Genomic DNA, 16,691 nt, shown 5'->3' on the forward strand with positions numbered 1-16,691 from the left:
GACAGGCCCGGTCGAAAGGATGGGGACCGGTCCTTGGGATGATGAAGGTGAATAAGCTGGAAACTTTGATAAATGCCTAATGGCGCGGCGGAGCAGGCTGCGGCGCTGTCACGAAGCGCGGATCGGCCGCAAACCAACTGCCGATCCGCCGTGCGCTCGACAGCAGTCGGCGGCCCTGCGGCGTCAAGGCGATGCGGCCATCGTCATGCTGGACGATATTCCCCGACAGCGTCTGTTCGCTCATCCGCCGATCGATCTGATGCAGATCGCCCAGATATTCGCGCACGAACAGTTTCTCCAGCATGGGCGGCGTCAATTGGCCGTCCTGCCGCTCGATTCGGGCCAGCAGAAACATGGTGATCGATCGGTCGAACGTGACCGGGAAGACGATCAGGAAACTGATGTTAAACGCCAGCGAGAGCGCGACAGCGCCGACCCCGGTGGACAGGTCGAGCGCGGTTATGCGCCGCGCCGCGATCGCCAGCAACAGGCCCAGCAGCAACGCGCCGATGAAGGCGATCAGCACGCCGCGGTAGAAGAGCAGCGGGATCGCGCCTAGCAGCGGCGACGCGATCAGCGCCAGATAGAGGAGGAAACCGCCGATCAGCACCAGCAGATAGATGAGGGCCAAGCCGCCCAGACGACGCAGAGTTTCCGTCATGATCCGATATCCTTGACCGATACGAGACACGCGAGCGGCTCCCTGATCCGGCAGCGCAGGCCAACCGGCGGGCCGCCGTCCGCGCGCCAGATCGGATCGACCGACGCGAAGAGCAGATGGTCGATTCCCTCGGCCTGCGCCCGGCGCCGCATGTCTTGGGGATTGAGCGCCGTTTCGAAAATCGGCCGCAGCCGGGCGATGCGCCGCTGGACGGCATCCTGGGATGCGCCGAACAGATTGGCTTCCCGATCCGCGACGCCGGTGCGCTGCACGCCATAGAGGCCGAAATTAAAGATGCGCCGATGGAGCGCGGGATTATGCTGGATCACGGCGTTGGCGGGGAGCAGGCGGGCGGCCCGTTCATAGACCCGCCGCTGGTCGTCGTCATCGGCGCGCGGGCTGATCAACTCGCTGAACGAGGTACGGAACCAGGGCGGCCGGATCAGACGCAGGCCGACCACGTCCCAGACGACGGCTGCGATCCCTAGCGCCAGCAGCAGGCGGAAGGTCAACGGCTGGCCGCGCAATGTCGGGGTCGGCCCCTGCAGCCAGGCGGCAGTCCACAGCATCGCGGCGCACTGGGCGAACCAGATCGAGCGCCAGGCCAGATCGTTGTTGATGATCGTGGATTTGAGGAAGCTGGCGATGAGCAGCGAGCAGGCTGCGCTCGCCAGCAGCAGCATCTGCACCGGCTCGCGCCGGTCGAAGCGGCGCGACCGCAACCAGCCGATCGTGCCCCAAAGGAAGATGCCAAACTCCATCGCATAGTTGAACGGCAACAGCGCGAGGTGAAGCCAGATCCAGCCGCCGCCTTCGGGCAGCAGCACGGTGAAGGGGCGGACGGCAAACGCGATCGGCAATCCGCTGTCGTGGCGATAGCTGAGGAGGTCGGACAATTGCACCGACGCGGCGACCAGTGCGACCAGCCCGGCCACCGGGAGCAGCGGTTCGCGGCGCCGCAGGGCAAGGACGCCCCAGCCGACGAGGATGGGTGCGGCGGTGATCATGATCCAGACCGAGGAGCCGAAGCAGGTGGCGATGCCCAGCCCCGCCGCGCCGGCCAGCACCCAGCGCGCTGACGTCGCGCAATGCTGCGCGCGGGCGAGAAGCAGAAAGGCGCCCCATGCCGCGATCATCGCGGTCATGTGATGGGGCACCCACAGGGTCGATCGCAGCGCGAAGACGATCTCCGTATTCCACCAGTCTGACTGCGCCTCTATCTTGCCGCTGGCTATCAGCCGCACGACCATCATCAGCAGGTCCGCGCCGGAGGTGACGCAGAAGAGCAGGAGGAGGTTGAGAAAGGCGCGTTCTCGTCCGATACGGATCAGCCGGGCATCGACCGCAATCCGCCACAGCAGCGCGATCAGGGCAAGGCCCGCCCAGAAATCCGCCGCAGCGAAGGCCATGCGTGCGTCAATGACGCCGCCGCCGGACCAGAGGAGCGCGGCCGGCCAGAGGTAGAAATAATAATAATAGCCGACAAAGCCGGGGCGGGCGAAGAAGGGATCGGCGAAAGGCAGCCCCTCCCGCGCGATCGCGCCAGTGACGGCGGCATGTTTCACCAGGTCGAGATCAAGCAGCGACTGGTTGAGCGTGCCGCCGACGCTGAAATCGACAAAGACGAAGGCGACGACGATCGCCCAGAGCATGATGAACGGCGCTGCGAGCATCCAACCGGATCGTCCGGCAGGCATGAACTGGCGCGGCTGCATCAGGGCGATGAGGGCGAGCGCGCCATGCAGGCACGCCATCAGCGCCATGCCGCCGACCCGGACCAGCAGAGCATCGATCGCAGGAAGCAGAGTCACCGCCAGCAGCAGCGCCCAACTCAGCCTGTCCCAACCCCGGCCGCAATCGACCCCGAAGCGATCAAACAGGCTGGCGATGCCGACGCCAGGCAGCAATAGCCAGCCGATGCCGAGCAGAAGGCCAAGGGCCAGCCCGATGATGTCCGCCGCGAACAGGCTATCCATGGCGGACGCCATGGTGGCGGGCCGGGCCGAATCGGATCGGGTAAGGGGCTATTATCAAAAGTCGCATCGACCCAATGCCTAGGCGATCGGGGTAAATGGCTGTTTAACCGTTGCGATCGGCGGAAACGAAAAAGGGCGGCCCGTATAGACGGGCCGCCCTTTTTGCACATGCGTGGCCAGTTGGCCTGTCAGCCGGCCTTTTCTGCCAGGACCGTCAGGCCCTTTTCATTCACTTCGGCAAAGCCGCCTTCGACCGGGATGATTTCCGGCGCGGCGCCGGCCGACGCAAATATCTGGATGCTGCCGTCGCGGACCGTTGACATGAAGGGCGCATGACCCTCCAGCACGCCGAAGTCGCCATCGGTGCCGGGCACCACGACCTGCCAGACTTCCGCCGAGCGGACGAGCTTTTCCGGGGTTACGAGTTCGAAATGCAGTGCCATTGTCTAGTCCTCAGAACCCCTCTCCCAACGGGAGAGGGAGGGGCCCGCCGCAAAGCGGTGGGAGGGTGAGAGCTATCGCAATGCCTTGCGCGCCCTCATCCAACTTCGACTAGCCGGCAAGCCGGCAAGTCTGCTTGTCCTTCTCCCACAGGGAGAGGATGGTTTTACGCGGCTTCCGCAGCCAGCTTCTTGGCCTTTTCGACCGCTTCGTCGATGCCGCCGACCATATAGAAGGCGTTTTCCGGCAGATGGTCATATTCGCCATCGACCACGGCCTTGAACGACTTCACCGTGTCTTCGATCTGGACGAACTTGCCGCTGATGCCGGTGAAGACTTCGGCGACGTGGAAGGGTTGCGACAGGAACTTCTGGATCTTGCGCGCGCGGGCGACGGTCAGCTTGTCCTCTTCGGACAGCTCGTCCATGCCCAGAATGGCGATGATGTCCTGCAACGACTTGTACTTCTGCAGGATCGACTGGACGGCGCGGGCGGTGTCATAATGTTCCTGGCCCACGGTGCGCGGCTCCAGCACGCGGCTGGTGGAGTCGAGCGGATCGACCGCAGGATAGATGCCCAGCTCCGAAATGGCGCGGTTGAGAACGGTCGTCGCGTCCAAGTGCGCGAAGCTGGTCGCCGGCGCCGGATCGGTCAAATCGTCTGCGGGAACGTAAACGGCCTGCACCGAGGTGATCGACCCCTTGTTGGTGGAGGTGATGCGCTCCTGCAACTGGCCCATGTCGGTCGACAGGGTCGGCTGATAGCCCACGGCCGAAGGAATACGGCCAAGCAGAGCGGACACCTCTGCGCCTGCCTGGGTGAAGCGGAAAATATTGTCGACGAAGAACAGCACGTCCTGATTTTCGACGTCGCGGAAATATTCCGCGATGGTCAGGCCCGACAGGGCGACGCGCGCACGGGCGCCCGGCGGCTCGTTCATCTGACCATAGACGAGAGCAACCTTGGAGCCTTCGGTGATGGCATTGCCATCGGCATCCTTGGCGATGACGCCCGCGTCGAGAAATTCATGGTAGAGATCGTTGCCCTCACGGGTACGTTCACCCACGCCGGCGAACACCGACGTGCCGCCATGGCCCTTGGCGATGTTGTTGATCAGTTCCTGAATAAGAACCGTCTTGCCCACGCCCGCGCCGCCGAACAGGCCGATCTTGCCGCCCTTGGCGTAAGGGGCGAGAAGGTCGATGACCTTGATGCCGGTGACCAGGATCGCGCTTTCGGTCGACTGGTCGACAAATTCCGGCGCCTTGGCATGGATTGGCGAGCGCAGTTCGGTCTGCACCGGGCCACGTTCGTCAATGGGTTCGCCAACGACGTTGAGGATGCGGCCAAGCGTGGCCGGACCGACGGGCACGCTGATCTGCGCGCCGGTGTCGGTCACTTCCTGCCCGCGGGTCAGGCCTTCGGTCGAATCCATCGCGATGGTGCGAACGGTGTTTTCACCCAGATGCTGAGCGACTTCCAGCACCAGGCGCTGGCCGTTGTTGCTGGTTTCCAGAGCCGAGAGGATCGACGGGAGCGCATCGGGGAAGGTCACGTCGACGACGGCGCCGATGACCTGCGAAATGCGGCCTACATTGTTGGTGGTTGCCATGACTGCTTCCTTGCGTGCGTGTGCTTAGAGGGCTTCCGCGCCCGAAATGATTTCGACGAGTTCGGTGGTGATCGCGGCCTGGCGGCTGCGGTTATACTGGATCGTCAGCTTGCTGATCAGGTCGCCGGCGTTGCGCGTTGCGTTGTCCATCGCGGTCATCGACGCGCCCTGTTCTGATGCGTTATTTTCCAGCAGCGCCTTGAACAACTGGATCGAGATGTTGCGCGGCAACAGATCGTCCAGGATCGCTTCCTCGCTTGGCTCATATTCCACCGTGGCGGGAATGGCGTTGCGGTCGGCGTCGGCCGGGATCTTGACCGGGATGATCTGCTGCTCGGTCGGGATCTGCGCCAGCGCGGACTTGAAGCGCGAGTAGAAGAGATGCGCGACGTCGAACTTGCCGTCGAGGAACATCTTGCTGAGTTCCTGTCCGATCGCCTGCGCCTGATCATAGCCGGGCTGCTTGGCGCCGGTGGTGTCATATTGCGCGACGATCTTGCCCGGATAGGCGCGGTTGATGACCGGGCGCCCCTTGCGGCCGATCAGGTAGAATTGCACCTTCTTGCCGTCCAGCTCCAGCGCGCGTGCCTTGGCGAGCGCCGCCTTGACGATATTGGCGTTGAACGCGCCGGCCAGGCCCCGGTCGGAGTTGGCGACGACCAGCAGATGGACTTCGTCCTTGCCAGTGCCGGCGAGCAGCGGGGACGCGCCTTCGCCGGCGCCGCCCGCGATCTTCGACGCCAGGCTGGCGACGACCGCTTCCAGCCGGCTGGAATAGGGGCGGGCGGCCTCGGCCGCGGCCTGCGCCTTGCGCAGTTTCGCGGCGGCGACCATCTGCTTCGCCTTGGTGATCTTCTGGGTCGATTTCACCGACCCGATGCGGATCTTCAATTCTTTGAGGCTAGCCATGACGAACCCTTCAGTTCGTCATCCCAGCCTGCGCCGGGATGACGAAAAATATCTTATGCAAACGTCTTGCCGAAGCTGTCGAGCGCGGCCTTGAGCTTGGCCTTGGCGTCGTCGCCCAGATCCTTGCTGTCGCGGATCGTGGTCAGCACGTCGGCATGGTCGTGGCGCAGATAGGCCAGCATCAGCTCTTCATAGCGCGTCACATCTTTGACCGGGACGCTGTCCAGATAGCCGTTGGTGCCCGCGAAGATCGACGCGGTCTGCTCTTCGAACGGCAGCGGCGAGAACTGGCCCTGCTTGAGCAGCTCGGTCAGGCGCGCGCCGCGGTTCAGCAGCTTCTGGGTCGAGGCGTCGAGGTCCGAACCGAACTGGGCGAAGGCGGCCATTTCGCGATACTGGGCCAGTTCCAGCTTGATCGAGCCGGATACCTTCTTCATCGCCTTGGTCTGCGCGGCGGAACCGACGCGCGACACCGACAGGCCCACGTTGATGGCCGGACGGATGCCCTGGTAGAAGAGGTTGGTTTCCAGGAAGATCTGGCCGTCGGTGATCGAAATCACGTTGGTCGGGATATAGGCCGACACGTCGCCCGCCTGCGTCTCGATGATCGGCAGCGCGGTCAGCGAACCGGAGCCGTTTTCCTTGTTCATCTTGGCCGCGCGCTCCAGCAGGCGGCTGTGCAGATAGAAGACGTCGCCCGGATAGGCTTCGCGGCCCGGAGGACGACGCAGCAGCAGCGACATCTGACGATAGGCCACGGCCTGCTTCGACAGATCGTCATAGACGATGACCGCGTGCATCCCGTTGTCGCGGAAATATTCGCCCATGGTCACGCCGGTATAGGGCGCGAGATACTGGAGGGGTGCGGGTTCCGAAGCGGTCGCGGCGACGACGATCGAATATTCCATCGCGCCATTTTCTTCGAGCTGCTTGACGATCTGTGCGACGGTCGAACGCTTCTGGCCGATCGCGACATAGATGCAGTAGAGCTTCTTGCTCTCGTCATCGCCCGCGTTGGCGGCCTTCTGGTTGATGAAGGTGTCGATGGCGACGGCGGTCTTGCCGGTCTGGCGATCGCCGATGATGAGTTCGCGCTGGCCGCGGCCGACGGGGACGAGCGTGTCGATCGCCTTGAGGCCGGTCTGCACCGGCTCATGGACCGAGGTGCGCGGGATGATGCCGGGCGCCTTGCGCTCGACACGCATACGCTGGTCGGACACGATCGGGCCCTTGCCGTCGATCGGATTGCCCAGGCCGTCCACGACACGACCCAGCAGACCCTTGCCGACGGGCACGTCGACGATGGTGCCGGTGCGCTTGACGGTGTCGCCTTCCTTGATCTCGGCGTCGGAGCCGAAGATCACGACGCCGACATTGTCGGCTTCCAGGTTGAGCGCCATGCCCTGCACGCCGTTGGCGAACTCGACCATTTCGCCCGCCTGGACGTTGTCGAGGCCATGGACGCGGGCGATGCCGTCACCCACGGTCAGCACGGAACCGACTTCGCTGACCTGCGCTTCGGTGCCGAAATTGGCGATCTGGTCCTTGATGACCTTCGAAATTTCTGCGGCGTTGATATCCATGACTTAGCCTTTCATCGCCTGGGCGAGCGTATTCAAACGTGTGCGGATGGAGCTGTCGATCATCTGGCTGCCGATCTTGACGACCAGCCCGCCCAGGATCGCGGGGTCGACCTTCGCGTCGAGCATGACGTCGCGGCCGACGCGCGCCTTCAGGCTCTTGGTCAGAGCGCCCATCTGGGTCTTGGTCAGGGGGTGGGCGCTCGTTACTTCGGCGCGGACCTCGCCCTTGTGATTCGACAGCAGCGTTTCATAGGCGCGGATGACCGCGGGCAGTTGGCCCAGCCGACGATTCTCAGCAAGGACGCCCAGAAATTTCGTCGTCAGCGGGTCGGTGCCCATGGAGGATGCGACGGCGGCGATCGTTTGGCCACTTACATCCCGGCTGAGTACGGGGCTGTTGATCAGGCCCTTGAAATCGGGGGATTGGGCGACGGCCGCCTTCAACCCGGCCAGGCTGCCTGCCACCGTGTCGAGTGCGTTCGCGTCGCGGGCCAGATCGAACAGCGCCACCGCGTAGCGGCCGCTGAGGCTAGCCTGAATGCCGCTGTTAATCTCCACGCGCTTGCCGTCCTCCGTAATTGCGGGTCATGCAAAAAGAGGGCGCGGTCTGATCCCGTCCCGTGCCCCTGTTGCCCGGCCGGTTAGCAGCGGGATTATGACTATGCAAGTCATGTGACGCGATTCCATCGATAGTGCGAAATCGCATCTATTTGCCTGAGTATTTCAGCCGCGACGAATCGGTTATTCGGCAGGATCGGCCGGGGCAAGCCGTCCCTTTTGGCAATGATAGACAATCCGCTCGTTGGGCTGGGCGGGCAACAATGCGCCAAGGTCGCTCTGGAGCGTGGCGATCCGGGCGAGCAGGGCGGAGTCGGCGCCGCAGCCCTTGATCGTCCCCTTACCCGTCTCGTCCTTCAAAAGCGCGCGCGCCTTGTCCATCGTATCCAGATCGGGCAGCCAGCGCTGCACCCGCAGCGTGCCGGTCGCCGGGTCGAACTGGCTGGTGGACACATAATTGGCCTCGTCGGGCACGCTCGCGCGCTGCCACAGGGTGCCGGACGCGACATATTGGGTGTCGCCGTTGACGCAGCCGCCTTCCGCCCAATTGAGGCCGATATCGTTGGGCTGTGATATCGTCAGCCTGCTGCGCGCCAGGTCGATCTTGCAGACATTCTCGCCGCTCCAGGCGAAGGCGCTGTTGCCCACGATAGACTTGTCCGCAGGCAGCTTCACTCGCTCGTCTATGCTGGCAAAGCTGGGCTTGAGGAAGAAGAGGCCCAGCGCCGCGAACAGCAGCACGCCGCCGCCCGCCAGGAACCAGGTCGACTGTTTTTCCTTGCCCTGTGTGTAGAACAGCCCGCCCGCGCCCAAGCCCAGAACCGCGAGCGCCAGCAGGACGGCGGCGCCCGCCATCGCATTTTCGCGCGCGGTGATGACGTCGCGTTCCGCGGCGTCGCGGGCGCGGGTTATCGCCTGTTCGCGCGCGTCGGCGCTGGCGCGGCTCTTCTGCTCGGTCGCCTGCGATTCGCGCTGGGTGATGCTGGCCTCCGCCGCGTCGGCCTCCGCCATGGAGCGGCAGGGCACGACGGTATGGAGCGAGGAAACGCCGGCCTGGCGCAGGAAGGAGGCGACCTCGCGCCAAGACACGGCGAATCCGAATTCCGCATCATTGCCGTCCGACACCGACCCGAAGCTGTTGACGCCCAGCACCCGGCCGCAATCGTCGGTCAGCGGCCCGCCGCTGTTGCCGGCCGCGAGCGGGGCGGTGTGCAGCAGCGTGTCGAAACTCTGGCTGGCGCGGCCGGACGAGATATTACCACTGGTCTTCACCGTCGCGAGCGGCTCGACCATCTGCTTGAGGCCGAGCCCCTGCGCCCGATCGACCGTGCCGGGATAGCCGATCGCGGTCACATGCTGCCCGTCGGTCACGGCCCCGGCGTAGAAGGTCGACACCGGCAGGCGGCCTTCCTCCAGCTTGATCAGGGCCAGGTCGTTGCCCGGCGAATAGGCGATGATTCGCCCGCCATAGGTCTTGCGCCCTTCCGACGGTATGACGCCGATGACGAGATTTTTCTCCTCGCGCGCCAGTTCGACGACATGGGCGTTGGTCAGCACCTTGTCCGGTGCGACGGCAAAGCCGCTGCCATGGCCGACGAAATAGGCGTCTGATCCATCTGTCGCGACCAGCGCGACGCGCACGACCCCGCGTGCGGCGGCGGCGATGTCCTGCTGTTCGGCATGGAGCGACGCAGGCGCAAGCAAGGCGATCAGGCAGCCTAGGGCAGGGGCGAAGCGGCGGAATAGGGCGATCATCGTGGCGCATTCATATGCGATGCCGGGCGCGGCGCAATCGGGAAATGCCGCGGCGCCTTTGACAGCAAGGCGCGGGAAGCATGGTCAAGCGCGCCGGGCTATCCCATATGCATGAACCAGATGACTCGCTTTAAACCCGCCCCAAACCGCGTTGACGCCGCGATGCCGGACGATAACGCCTGCTGGGACGCCTTCGTGGCGCGCGACCGGGCGATGGACGGTCGCTTCGTCGGCTGCGTCGCGACGACCGGCATCTATTGCAAGCCCAGTTGCGCCGCGCGGCACCCCAAGCGGGAGAATATGGCCTTCCTGCCCGATCCGGCGGCGGCGCGAGCGGCGGGCTATCGCGCCTGCCTGCGCTGCCGTCCCGATGCGGTCGGGCGCGACCGGCTGGCGGTGGCGGCGGCGATCGCCTTTATCGAGGCGGCGGAGGAAACGCCCCGGCTGGAGGCAATCGCCGTCCATGCCGGCTATGCGCCGCATCATTTCCACCGCCTGTTCAAGCGCGAAACGGGGCTGACCCCCGCCGCCTATGCCCGCGGCGTGCGGGCTGGGCGGCTCAAGGCGGCGCTGGCGCAGCCGGGCAGCGTGACCGCGGCCATCTATGACGCGGGCTATAGCGCGCCGAGCCGGGCCTATGCTGATGCGCGGCAGCATCTGGGCATGACGCCGAGCGCCTGGAAGGATGGCGGGCGTGGCGCGGCGATTCGTTGGCGCGTGGTGGACACTAGTCTGGGGGCGATGCTGGTGGCGGCGACGGACAAAGGGTTGTGCCGGATCAGCTTTGATGAAGGAGAGGCGGACTTGCGCGCGCGCTTCCCCCACGCCACGCTGCTGCCTGCGGACGAGGCGCTCGACGCGATGGCGCAGCGGGTGGCGGCGCTGGTCGATGATCCCGCGTCTGGCGCCGACCTGCCGATCGATGTGCGCGGCACGGCGTTTCAGCAGGCGGTTTGGGCGGCGCTGCGCGCGATCCCGGCTGGCGAGACGCGCAGCTATGGCGCAATCGCCGCGGCGATCGGACGCCCCGGCGCGGTCCGGGCGGCGGGGAAGGCGTGCGGCGGTAATAATCTGGCCGTGCTCGTCCCTTGCCACCGCGTTGTGCGCGGGGACGGCAGTATCGGCGGCTATGCCTGGGGCATTGAAAGGAAGCAGGCGCTGCTGGCGCATGAAAGGCGCAAGTGATGGATTAAATTCATCTTTTCATTTCCGTCGCGCTCCGCCACCTTGGACCGGGACTTTGGGGGAACATGGGCGAATGATGCGAATCTGCGTGAAGGCGCTGGCTGGGTTGGCGCTGGCGCTGTGCGGGATGGGAACGGCGCAGGCGGCGTGGTGGCAGGCGCAGGGCCGGCATTTCACGGTCTATAGCGAAGGCAATGACGAGAAATTGCGCGACTTTGCCGAACGACTGGAGAAGTTCGACTTCCTCCTGCGGCGATTGACCGGCGTGGCCAGTCCGGAAGCGGGCAGCCCGGTGAAGGTCTATATGCTGTCCAGCGAGGCCAAGGTGAAGGCGCTGGCGCGCAACCCCAATGTCGCGGGTCATTATACGACCTCGCAACGGACGGCCTATGCGTTTCTGTCGCGCGGCGGCAAGGACAGCAAATTCGACGTGGGCGCGGAAGAAGTCCTCTTCCACGAATATACCCATCATTTCATGCTGCACCATTTTCCCGCCGCTTATCCGACATGGTATGTCGAGGGGTTCGCGGAATTTTTCTCGGTCGTTAAGTTTCCGAAAGATGGCTCGATCCAGTTCGCCCATGTCCCCATGGCGCGGGTGCCGGGGCTGGTGCTGGGCCAGCCCTATCCGCTCAAGCAGCTTTTCGCCCGCGATACCGAGGGGCTGAACCTGCGCGATGGCGATCGCTATTATGGCACGGCATGGCTGCTGACCCATTATTATTTTCAGCAGAAGAATGCGCGCACAGCAGAAATTACCCAGTATCTGCGCGATCTGGCCAGCGGCGCGGGTGACGTTCAGCCGGACCGCTATTTCAATGGTGGACTGGATGCGCTCGAAAAGGATCTTAAGGCCTATATGCGCCATCGGCTGAATATTTCGGTGCTGACCCCCAAGGAGATGGTGATTGGGACGATCGCCGTCAGCCCAATCGATCAGGCCCAAGGCGCTCTGATGGAAGATGAGCTATGGCTCATCCACCGTCCGCCTGAAGATGAACTTCCGGGCATTGCAGCGACGATCCGCACCAAGGCGGCGCAATATCCCGACAGCGCTTATGTGCAGGCGCTGCTCGCCGAAGCGGAATGGGCGGTCGAACAAAAGGACGCTGCGCTGGCCGCTGCCGACCGGGCCATCGCGCTCGACCCTAAATCGGCGCGCGCCTATGCGGTGCGGGCGAATGTGCTGCTGGAGCGAGCGCAGGACAGTGACGAGGAAGGCGACTGGAAGGCCGCGCTCACATCCATCGTGCGCGCTAATCGGGCCGATACCGAAGATCCGGTGCCGTTGGCGCTTTTCTATCGCTATCACGCCATGCGCGGGGGCAAGATGCCGGATTTGGGCTATGACGGCCTCTACAAGGCGTTCACCCTGTTGCCGCAAAATCCCAATTATCGCTTCAACATGGCGCAGGCGATGGCGTTTCGCGGCGAATATAAGGCCGCATCGATCCTGCTCGATCCGATCGCCTTCTCACCTCATGGGTCGGGGATGCGCGACGCGGCGTTGAAGATGAAGGCGCAATATGAGGTGCGAGGTGAGAAAAAGGCCGCTGCTAAGCCCGCTGTTCAACCGGCTGGAAATCCCGCACCCTCTTCATGACGGCGGCGCGCGCCGCACCGTTCATGCTACGCCAATGGACGATCTCCTCTATCGTCCGGCCGCATCCGGTGCAGCTTTTCCGCTCCCGGTCCAGCGCACAGAGGTTTCGGCACGGCGTTTCCATCACATGAAGCTGTAGGGATCGACGTCCACCGCGACGCGCGTCCCCGATTTCCACGCCAGATTGCTCAGCCATTCGCGGATCGCCGTCTGGACATCCACCGATCTCGTCGCATGGATCAGCAGCCGATGGCGATGGCGCCCGCGCAGGACGGACAGCGGCGCAGGCGCAGGGCCATAGACGCGCATCCCCTCGATCACCGGGGCCGACTTGCCGATCAGCCGCGCGGTCTGCGCGGCGTCGTCCGCATTTTCGCTGGAAATGATGATCGCGGCGAAGCGGCCGAACGGGGGCGCGTTGGCGCGCCGCCTGTTCTCCGTCTCGACCGCGTAGAAGCGTTCGGTATCGCCCTCGATCAGCGATTCGATCACCTCGCTGGTAGGCATCCGGGTCTGAATGAAGACCTTGCCCGGCTTCTCGCCGCGCCCGGCGCGCCCCGCGACCTGCACGATCTGCTGGAAGGTCCGCTCCGCCGCGCGTAGGTCGCCGCCCTCCAGCCCCAGGTCCGCGTCGATCACGCCGACCAGCGTCAGATTGGGGAAATGATAGCCTTTGGTGATGAGTTGCGTGCCGACGATGATGTCGATGTCGCCGGCCTCCACCGACTTGACGAAATCGGCGACGCGGGCTGGGGAGGATAGCGTATCGGACGTGGCGATGGCGGTGCGCGCCTGCGGCCACAGCGCCTTCACCTCGTCGGCGATCCGCTCGACGCCGGGGCCGCAGGCGACCAGGCTATCCTCCTCCTTGCAATCGGGGCAGCGGCGCGGGGCGGGGATCACATGGCCGCAATGATGACAGGCGAGGCGGTGGGTCAGCCGATGTTCGACCATCCAGGCGGTGCAATTGGGGCATTGGAAGCGATAGCCGCAATGACGGCAGAGCGTCAGCGGCGCATAGCCGCGCCGGTTCAGGAAGAGCAGGCTCTGCTCGCCCTTGGCCATCACCTCGTCGATCGCCTTGACCAGAGGCGGGGCGATCCAGCGGCCGCGTTCGGGCGGGTCGGTCAGCAGGTTGATGCCCTCGATCGCGGGCATCACCGCCCCGCCATAGCGCGCAGGCAGCTTGATCTCCGCATAGCGGCCCAGTTCAACCTGGTGGCGCGTCTCGATCGCGGGAGTGGCGGACGCAAGGATGACCGGGAATTTCTCGATCAACCCGCGCATCACCGCCACGTCGCGGGCATGATAATGAACGCCGTCCTCCTGCTTGAAGCTGGCCTCGTGCGCCTCGTCCACGACGATGAGGCCGAGATTGGGATAGGGCAGGAACAGCGCCGATCGCGCGCCCACCACCACCTGCGCCTGTCCGCTGGCGATGGCGCGCCACGCCCGCCGCCGCTCGCTTTGGCGCAGGCCGCTATGCCAGTTGACCGGTATGGTGCCGAACCGCTTCTCGAACCGCTCCAGAAAGGGTTCGGTCAGAGCGATTTCGGGCAGCAGCACCAGCACCTGTCGATTCGCCCTGATGGCCGCCGCGATCGCCTCGAAATAGACCTCGGTCTTGCCGGACCCGGTGACGCCGTCCAGCAGGAAAGGCGCGAAATCTTGGCGCAGCACCGCGTCCGCCATGGTCGTCGCGGCACTGGTCTGCGCTTCCGACAGCACGGGCTGCGCATGGCCGGGGTCGGGCATGGGGAAGGGGGTGTCGATGCTCACCTCCACCGGCTCGAAAATATCCTGCTTGATGAGGCCGCGGATAACCGCGTCGCTCACCCCGCCGATCATCGCCAGTTCGCGGATCAGCCCCTGCCGTTCGCCGATCCGCTCCAGCGCCTGCGCGCGCTGCTCGGTCATCCGTTCGGGCACGGCCCCAGTGGCGCGATATTCGATCACCGTCCGCGTGCCCTCCAGCGCCGCCATGGACGACAGCGCCATGCGCAGCACGGCGGCGGGGGGGCTGAGATAATAGTCCGCGGTCCATTCGATCAGCCGGCGCAGCGTTTCGGGCAGCGGCGGGGCGTCCACCACCTCCAGCAGATTGCGCAGCCGATTGTCGCCGACCGTCTCGATGTCCGGGAAGCTGTCCTCCTCCCACACCACGCCGATCAACTGGCGCGGCCCCAGCGGCGCGATGACGATGCTGCCGGGCGTGACGGTCATGCCATGGGGCACGCGATAGTCGAGCGGCCCCAGGGCGGCGTTGAGAATGAGGACACGGGCGCGCGAAGACATGGGCCATCCTTAGCGCGCCGGGCGCGGCTGGCAAATCGTCACAGCCGCCAACTGAGTGTCAGCCAAGGAATATGGGCGACCGTATCGGGCCGTCCGTCGCGAAAATTCTGCTGGCGCATATAGAGCAGTTGCGCGTCCACCATGCCAGTGATCGGATGGCGCAGGCCGATCTGATTACGCATCGTCGCCAGCCCGGTCTGGTCGCTCGGCCGCGCGCGGTTGAGGTGGAAGAAGATTTCGGTCGCCGCGATCACGGTCCATCGCTTCGCTCGGTCGATCGGCGCCGCCGCCTGCACCCGCTGGCGCAACCGCCAACTGGCTTCATCCGCCGTGCTGAAGAAACGCTGCTCGATCCGGGTGCGGCTTATCCAGATGCCGCTGGTCCACGTCGCCTGTTGGAACAGGCGCATTTCCTGATCCACCTCGCTGCGCAGATAGGCGATGCCGCCGCCCAGTTGCAGCGCGGGGGTAATCCTGTGGTCGATCGCGACGCGGGCGAGAAACTGTTCGCCGCCGCTCTGGCCGTCGGATCGGATACGCTGGCTTGAATCGATGGTGACGATATTTGTGTCGCCGGCGTGCAGGATCGCCTGCTCGGTAATCCATGCCTGTGTTTCTTCGGTCGCGGCCCCCGCCGGCGATGCGCCCCATAGAGCCATCGGAATCGTCAGCAGACGGGCGTCGCGCTTCATATTGGGTCCTTTGAAAAGGTGCGTCGGCCTTAGTCGCGCGGGGCAGGGGATGCAATTCATGCCGTCACCATGGCGAATCCGACCGCCAGCGGTTAAAGGAGCGCGATTCGCCCTATCCCGGAGTGCCCCATGAAATTCTTCGTCGACACCGCCGACACCGCCGAAATCCGCGAACTGGCCGCCACCGGCTTGCTCGACGGCGTCACCACCAACCCCTCGCTGATCCACAAGTCGGGCCGCAAGTTCCTGGAAGTGGTCGAGGAAATCTGCGGCATCGTGGATGGCCCGGTGTCCGCCGAAGTCGTCGCGCTCGACCATGAGACGATGATGAAGGAAGCCACCGTGCTGCGGAAGATCGCCGACAATGTGTGCATCAAGGTGCCGCTGACGATCGACGGCCTCAAAACCTGCAAGGCGCTGACCGACGACGGCGCGCTGGTCAATGTCACGCTCTGCTTCTCGGCCAATCAGGCGCTGCTGGCGGCGAAGGCCGGCGCCAGCTTCATATCGCCCTTCGTCGGCCGTCATGACGATAACGGCTTCGACGGCATGGCGTTGATCCAGGATATCCGCCTGATCTACGACAATTACGGCTTCGACACCGAAATTCTGGTCGCCAGCGTCCGCCACCCGATCCATGTGCTGGAAAGCGCCCGTATCGGCGCCGACGTGATGACCGCGCCGCCCGCCGTCATCAAGCTGCTGTCCAAGCATGTGCTGACCGACAAGGGCCTCGAAGGCTTCGCCGCCGACTGGGCCAAGACCGGCCAGACGATCCTGTGACTTTTCCGGGCCGGGCGCAGGAACCTGCGCTCGACCCGTTTATTCTCCTTGAATAAAAGGAGAAAAGCGATGTTCGTCGCGGTTTATTGGTGGCGGGTCCATCCCGGCAAGGAGGATCAGTTTCGCGCCGCCTGGAGGCGCGGGACCGACCTGATCCGGGAAAAATATGGCAGCTATGGCTCCCGTCTGCATCGGGACGCCGATGGTCGGTTCGTCGGCTATGCCGAATGGCCCGACGAGGCGACGTGGCGGGAGGCGTTCGAACAGAAAATGGTTTATGACGATGCCGCGACGCGCGCTGCCTTCGTCGATGCGATTGCGCAGGTGCCTCCCGATGCCGATCCCATCTTCACCATGACGGTGCTCGATGACCTGCTGGAGCGTTCGCAATGAGGATGGGCGCTATGAAGACGGGCGCAAGCAAGAAGGAGAGGCGCGATGAGAGACCCTGACAAGCCGGATTTCGGATTTCTCGGCTTCGCTTTCATTCTGACGCTGTTGGGTCTGGCGATGCTGATCTTGAACTTCTGACAGCGCTCGTCGTTGGTGACCCCGGCTGGATTCGAACCAGCGACCATTCGCTTAGAAGGCGAATGCTCTATCCAACTGAGCTACGGGGCCGCGCGCGTGTCGCGATA

Annotated in this window: 15 protein-coding genes and 1 tRNA gene; 4 read left to right on the forward strand and 12 right to left on the reverse strand. The window is 64.5% G+C overall.

Annotated features, from left to right (window positions below; all coding sequences use genetic code 11):
• Positions 1-76: 76 nt before the first annotated feature.
• The 8 genes from V473_RS03620 to V473_RS03655 form a co-directional block, all read right to left on the reverse strand.
• The gene (locus V473_RS03620) at positions 77-661 is read right to left on the reverse strand and encodes a hypothetical protein (RefSeq protein WP_066600715.1); all 585 of its coding nucleotides are present in this window, start codon (positions 659-661) and stop codon (positions 77-79) included.
• Positions 658-2,637, reverse strand: coding sequence for a hypothetical protein (locus tag V473_RS03625; protein WP_244884333.1), 1,980 nt, complete (start codon positions 2,635-2,637; stop codon positions 658-660). The genes V473_RS03620 and V473_RS03625 overlap by 4 nt, the downstream gene beginning before the upstream one ends.
• 188 nt (positions 2,638-2,825) lie before the next feature.
• Positions 2,826-3,080 (reverse strand): ATP synthase F1 subunit epsilon, encoded by a 255-nt coding sequence (locus V473_RS03630; protein ID WP_066600717.1) that lies wholly within the window; start codon positions 3,078-3,080, stop codon positions 2,826-2,828.
• A 164-nt stretch (positions 3,081-3,244) separates the two neighbouring features.
• Positions 3,245-4,690, reverse strand: a complete 1,446-nt coding sequence (gene atpD, locus V473_RS03635; RefSeq protein ID WP_066600722.1) for a F0F1 ATP synthase subunit beta — start codon at positions 4,688-4,690, stop codon at positions 3,245-3,247.
• A gap of 24 nt (positions 4,691-4,714) precedes the next feature.
• On the reverse strand, positions 4,715-5,599 hold the full coding sequence (locus tag V473_RS03640) for a F0F1 ATP synthase subunit gamma (RefSeq protein ID WP_066600724.1): 885 nt from the start codon (positions 5,597-5,599) through the stop codon (positions 4,715-4,717).
• 53 nt (positions 5,600-5,652) lie between these two features.
• The gene (gene atpA, locus V473_RS03645; protein WP_066600725.1) at positions 5,653-7,182 is read right to left on the reverse strand and encodes a F0F1 ATP synthase subunit alpha; all 1,530 of its coding nucleotides are present in this window, start codon (positions 7,180-7,182) and stop codon (positions 5,653-5,655) included.
• 3 nt (positions 7,183-7,185) lie between these two features.
• Complete coding sequence (locus V473_RS03650; RefSeq protein WP_066600728.1) at positions 7,186-7,740, reverse strand: F0F1 ATP synthase subunit delta; 555 nt, start codon at positions 7,738-7,740, stop codon at positions 7,186-7,188.
• A gap of 183 nt (positions 7,741-7,923) precedes the next feature.
• Positions 7,924-9,495 (reverse strand): S1C family serine protease, encoded by a 1,572-nt coding sequence (locus V473_RS03655; protein WP_066600730.1) that lies wholly within the window; start codon positions 9,493-9,495, stop codon positions 7,924-7,926.
• Positions 9,496-9,606: 111 nt separating this feature from the next.
• On the opposite strand from V473_RS03655, the gene ada reads away from it, so the two are divergent.
• Both ada and V473_RS03665 read left to right on the forward strand, forming a co-directional pair.
• Positions 9,607-10,680, forward strand: coding sequence for a bifunctional DNA-binding transcriptional regulator/O6-methylguanine-DNA methyltransferase Ada (gene ada, locus V473_RS03660; protein ID WP_066600733.1), 1,074 nt, complete (start codon positions 9,607-9,609; stop codon positions 10,678-10,680).
• A gap of 76 nt (positions 10,681-10,756) precedes the next feature.
• Positions 10,757-12,283, forward strand: coding sequence for a tetratricopeptide repeat protein (locus V473_RS03665; protein WP_408021502.1), 1,527 nt, complete (start codon positions 10,757-10,759; stop codon positions 12,281-12,283).
• Here V473_RS03665 and V473_RS22755 read toward each other — a convergent pair.
• Genes V473_RS22755 through V473_RS03675 form a run of 3 tightly spaced genes read right to left on the reverse strand, consistent with a single transcriptional unit; the run spans position 12,237 to position 15,270 of the window.
• Entirely contained in the window at positions 12,237-12,479 is a 243-nt protein-coding gene (locus V473_RS22755; RefSeq protein WP_330219407.1) for a DUF1289 domain-containing protein, read from the reverse strand. The genes V473_RS03665 and V473_RS22755 overlap by 47 nt on opposite strands.
• The gene (locus V473_RS03670; RefSeq protein WP_066600738.1) at positions 12,407-14,578 is read right to left on the reverse strand and encodes a primosomal protein N'; all 2,172 of its coding nucleotides are present in this window, start codon (positions 14,576-14,578) and stop codon (positions 12,407-12,409) included. Before V473_RS03670 ends, V473_RS22755 begins: the two co-directional genes overlap by 73 nt.
• Positions 14,579-14,616: 38 nt before the next feature.
• Complete coding sequence (locus V473_RS03675) at positions 14,617-15,270, reverse strand: DUF2490 domain-containing protein (protein WP_066600740.1); 654 nt, start codon at positions 15,268-15,270, stop codon at positions 14,617-14,619.
• Between the two features lie 129 nt (positions 15,271-15,399).
• Between V473_RS03675 and fsa the strand changes: the two genes are divergently transcribed.
• Together fsa and V473_RS03685 are read left to right on the forward strand one after the other, a co-directional pair.
• Positions 15,400-16,053 carry a fructose-6-phosphate aldolase gene (gene fsa / locus V473_RS03680; RefSeq protein ID WP_066600742.1) on the forward strand — a complete coding sequence of 218 codons (654 nt, stop codon included), beginning with the start codon at positions 15,400-15,402 and terminating at the stop codon, positions 16,051-16,053.
• Positions 16,054-16,122: 69 nt separating this feature from the next.
• Entirely contained in the window at positions 16,123-16,446 is a 324-nt protein-coding gene (locus V473_RS03685; protein ID WP_066600746.1) for an antibiotic biosynthesis monooxygenase family protein, read from the forward strand.
• 151 nt (positions 16,447-16,597) lie between these two features.
• Here the strand turns inward: V473_RS03685 and V473_RS03690 are convergent.
• Positions 16,598-16,674, reverse strand: a tRNA-Arg gene (locus V473_RS03690).
• Positions 16,675-16,691 lie beyond the last annotated feature (17 nt).

It is taken from the genome of Sphingobium cupriresistens LL01, from assembly GCF_001046645.1.
Classification (GTDB): Bacteria; Pseudomonadota; Alphaproteobacteria; order Sphingomonadales; family Sphingomonadaceae; genus Sphingobium; species Sphingobium cupriresistens.

Excerpts from the sequence above, each read along its gene's own strand:
- V473_RS03640 (WP_066600724.1), bottom strand. The coding sequence starts at position 5,599 with ATGGCTAGCCTCAAAGAATTGAAGATCCGCATCGGGTCGGTGAAATCG.
- atpD (WP_066600722.1), bottom strand. The coding sequence starts at position 4,690 with ATGGCAACCACCAACAATGTAGGCCGCATTTCGCAGGTCATCGGCGCC.
- V473_RS03625 (WP_244884333.1), bottom strand. The coding sequence starts at position 2,637 with ATGGATAGCCTGTTCGCGGCGGACATCATCGGGCTGGCCCTTGGCCTT.
- fsa (WP_066600742.1), top strand. The coding sequence starts at position 15,400 with ATGAAATTCTTCGTCGACACCGCCGACACCGCCGAAATCCGCGAACTG.
- V473_RS03630 (WP_066600717.1), bottom strand. The coding sequence starts at position 3,080 with ATGGCACTGCATTTCGAACTCGTAACCCCGGAAAAGCTCGTCCGCTCG.
- V473_RS22755 (WP_330219407.1), bottom strand. The coding sequence starts at position 12,479 with ATGGCTGAGCAATCTGGCGTGGAAATCGGGGACGCGCGTCGCGGTGGA.
- ada (WP_066600733.1), top strand. The coding sequence starts at position 9,607 with ATGAACCAGATGACTCGCTTTAAACCCGCCCCAAACCGCGTTGACGCC.
- V473_RS03655 (WP_066600730.1), bottom strand. The coding sequence starts at position 9,495 with ATGATCGCCCTATTCCGCCGCTTCGCCCCTGCCCTAGGCTGCCTGATC.
- V473_RS03620 (WP_066600715.1), bottom strand. The coding sequence starts at position 661 with ATGACGGAAACTCTGCGTCGTCTGGGCGGCTTGGCCCTCATCTATCTG.
- V473_RS03675 (WP_066600740.1), bottom strand. The coding sequence starts at position 15,270 with ATGAAGCGCGACGCCCGTCTGCTGACGATTCCGATGGCTCTATGGGGC.
- V473_RS03685 (WP_066600746.1), top strand. The coding sequence starts at position 16,123 with ATGTTCGTCGCGGTTTATTGGTGGCGGGTCCATCCCGGCAAGGAGGAT.
- V473_RS03670 (WP_066600738.1), bottom strand. The coding sequence starts at position 14,578 with ATGTCTTCGCGCGCCCGTGTCCTCATTCTCAACGCCGCCCTGGGGCCG.
- V473_RS03665 (WP_408021502.1), top strand. The coding sequence starts at position 10,757 with ATGCGAATCTGCGTGAAGGCGCTGGCTGGGTTGGCGCTGGCGCTGTGC.
- atpA (WP_066600725.1), bottom strand. The coding sequence starts at position 7,182 with ATGGATATCAACGCCGCAGAAATTTCGAAGGTCATCAAGGACCAGATC.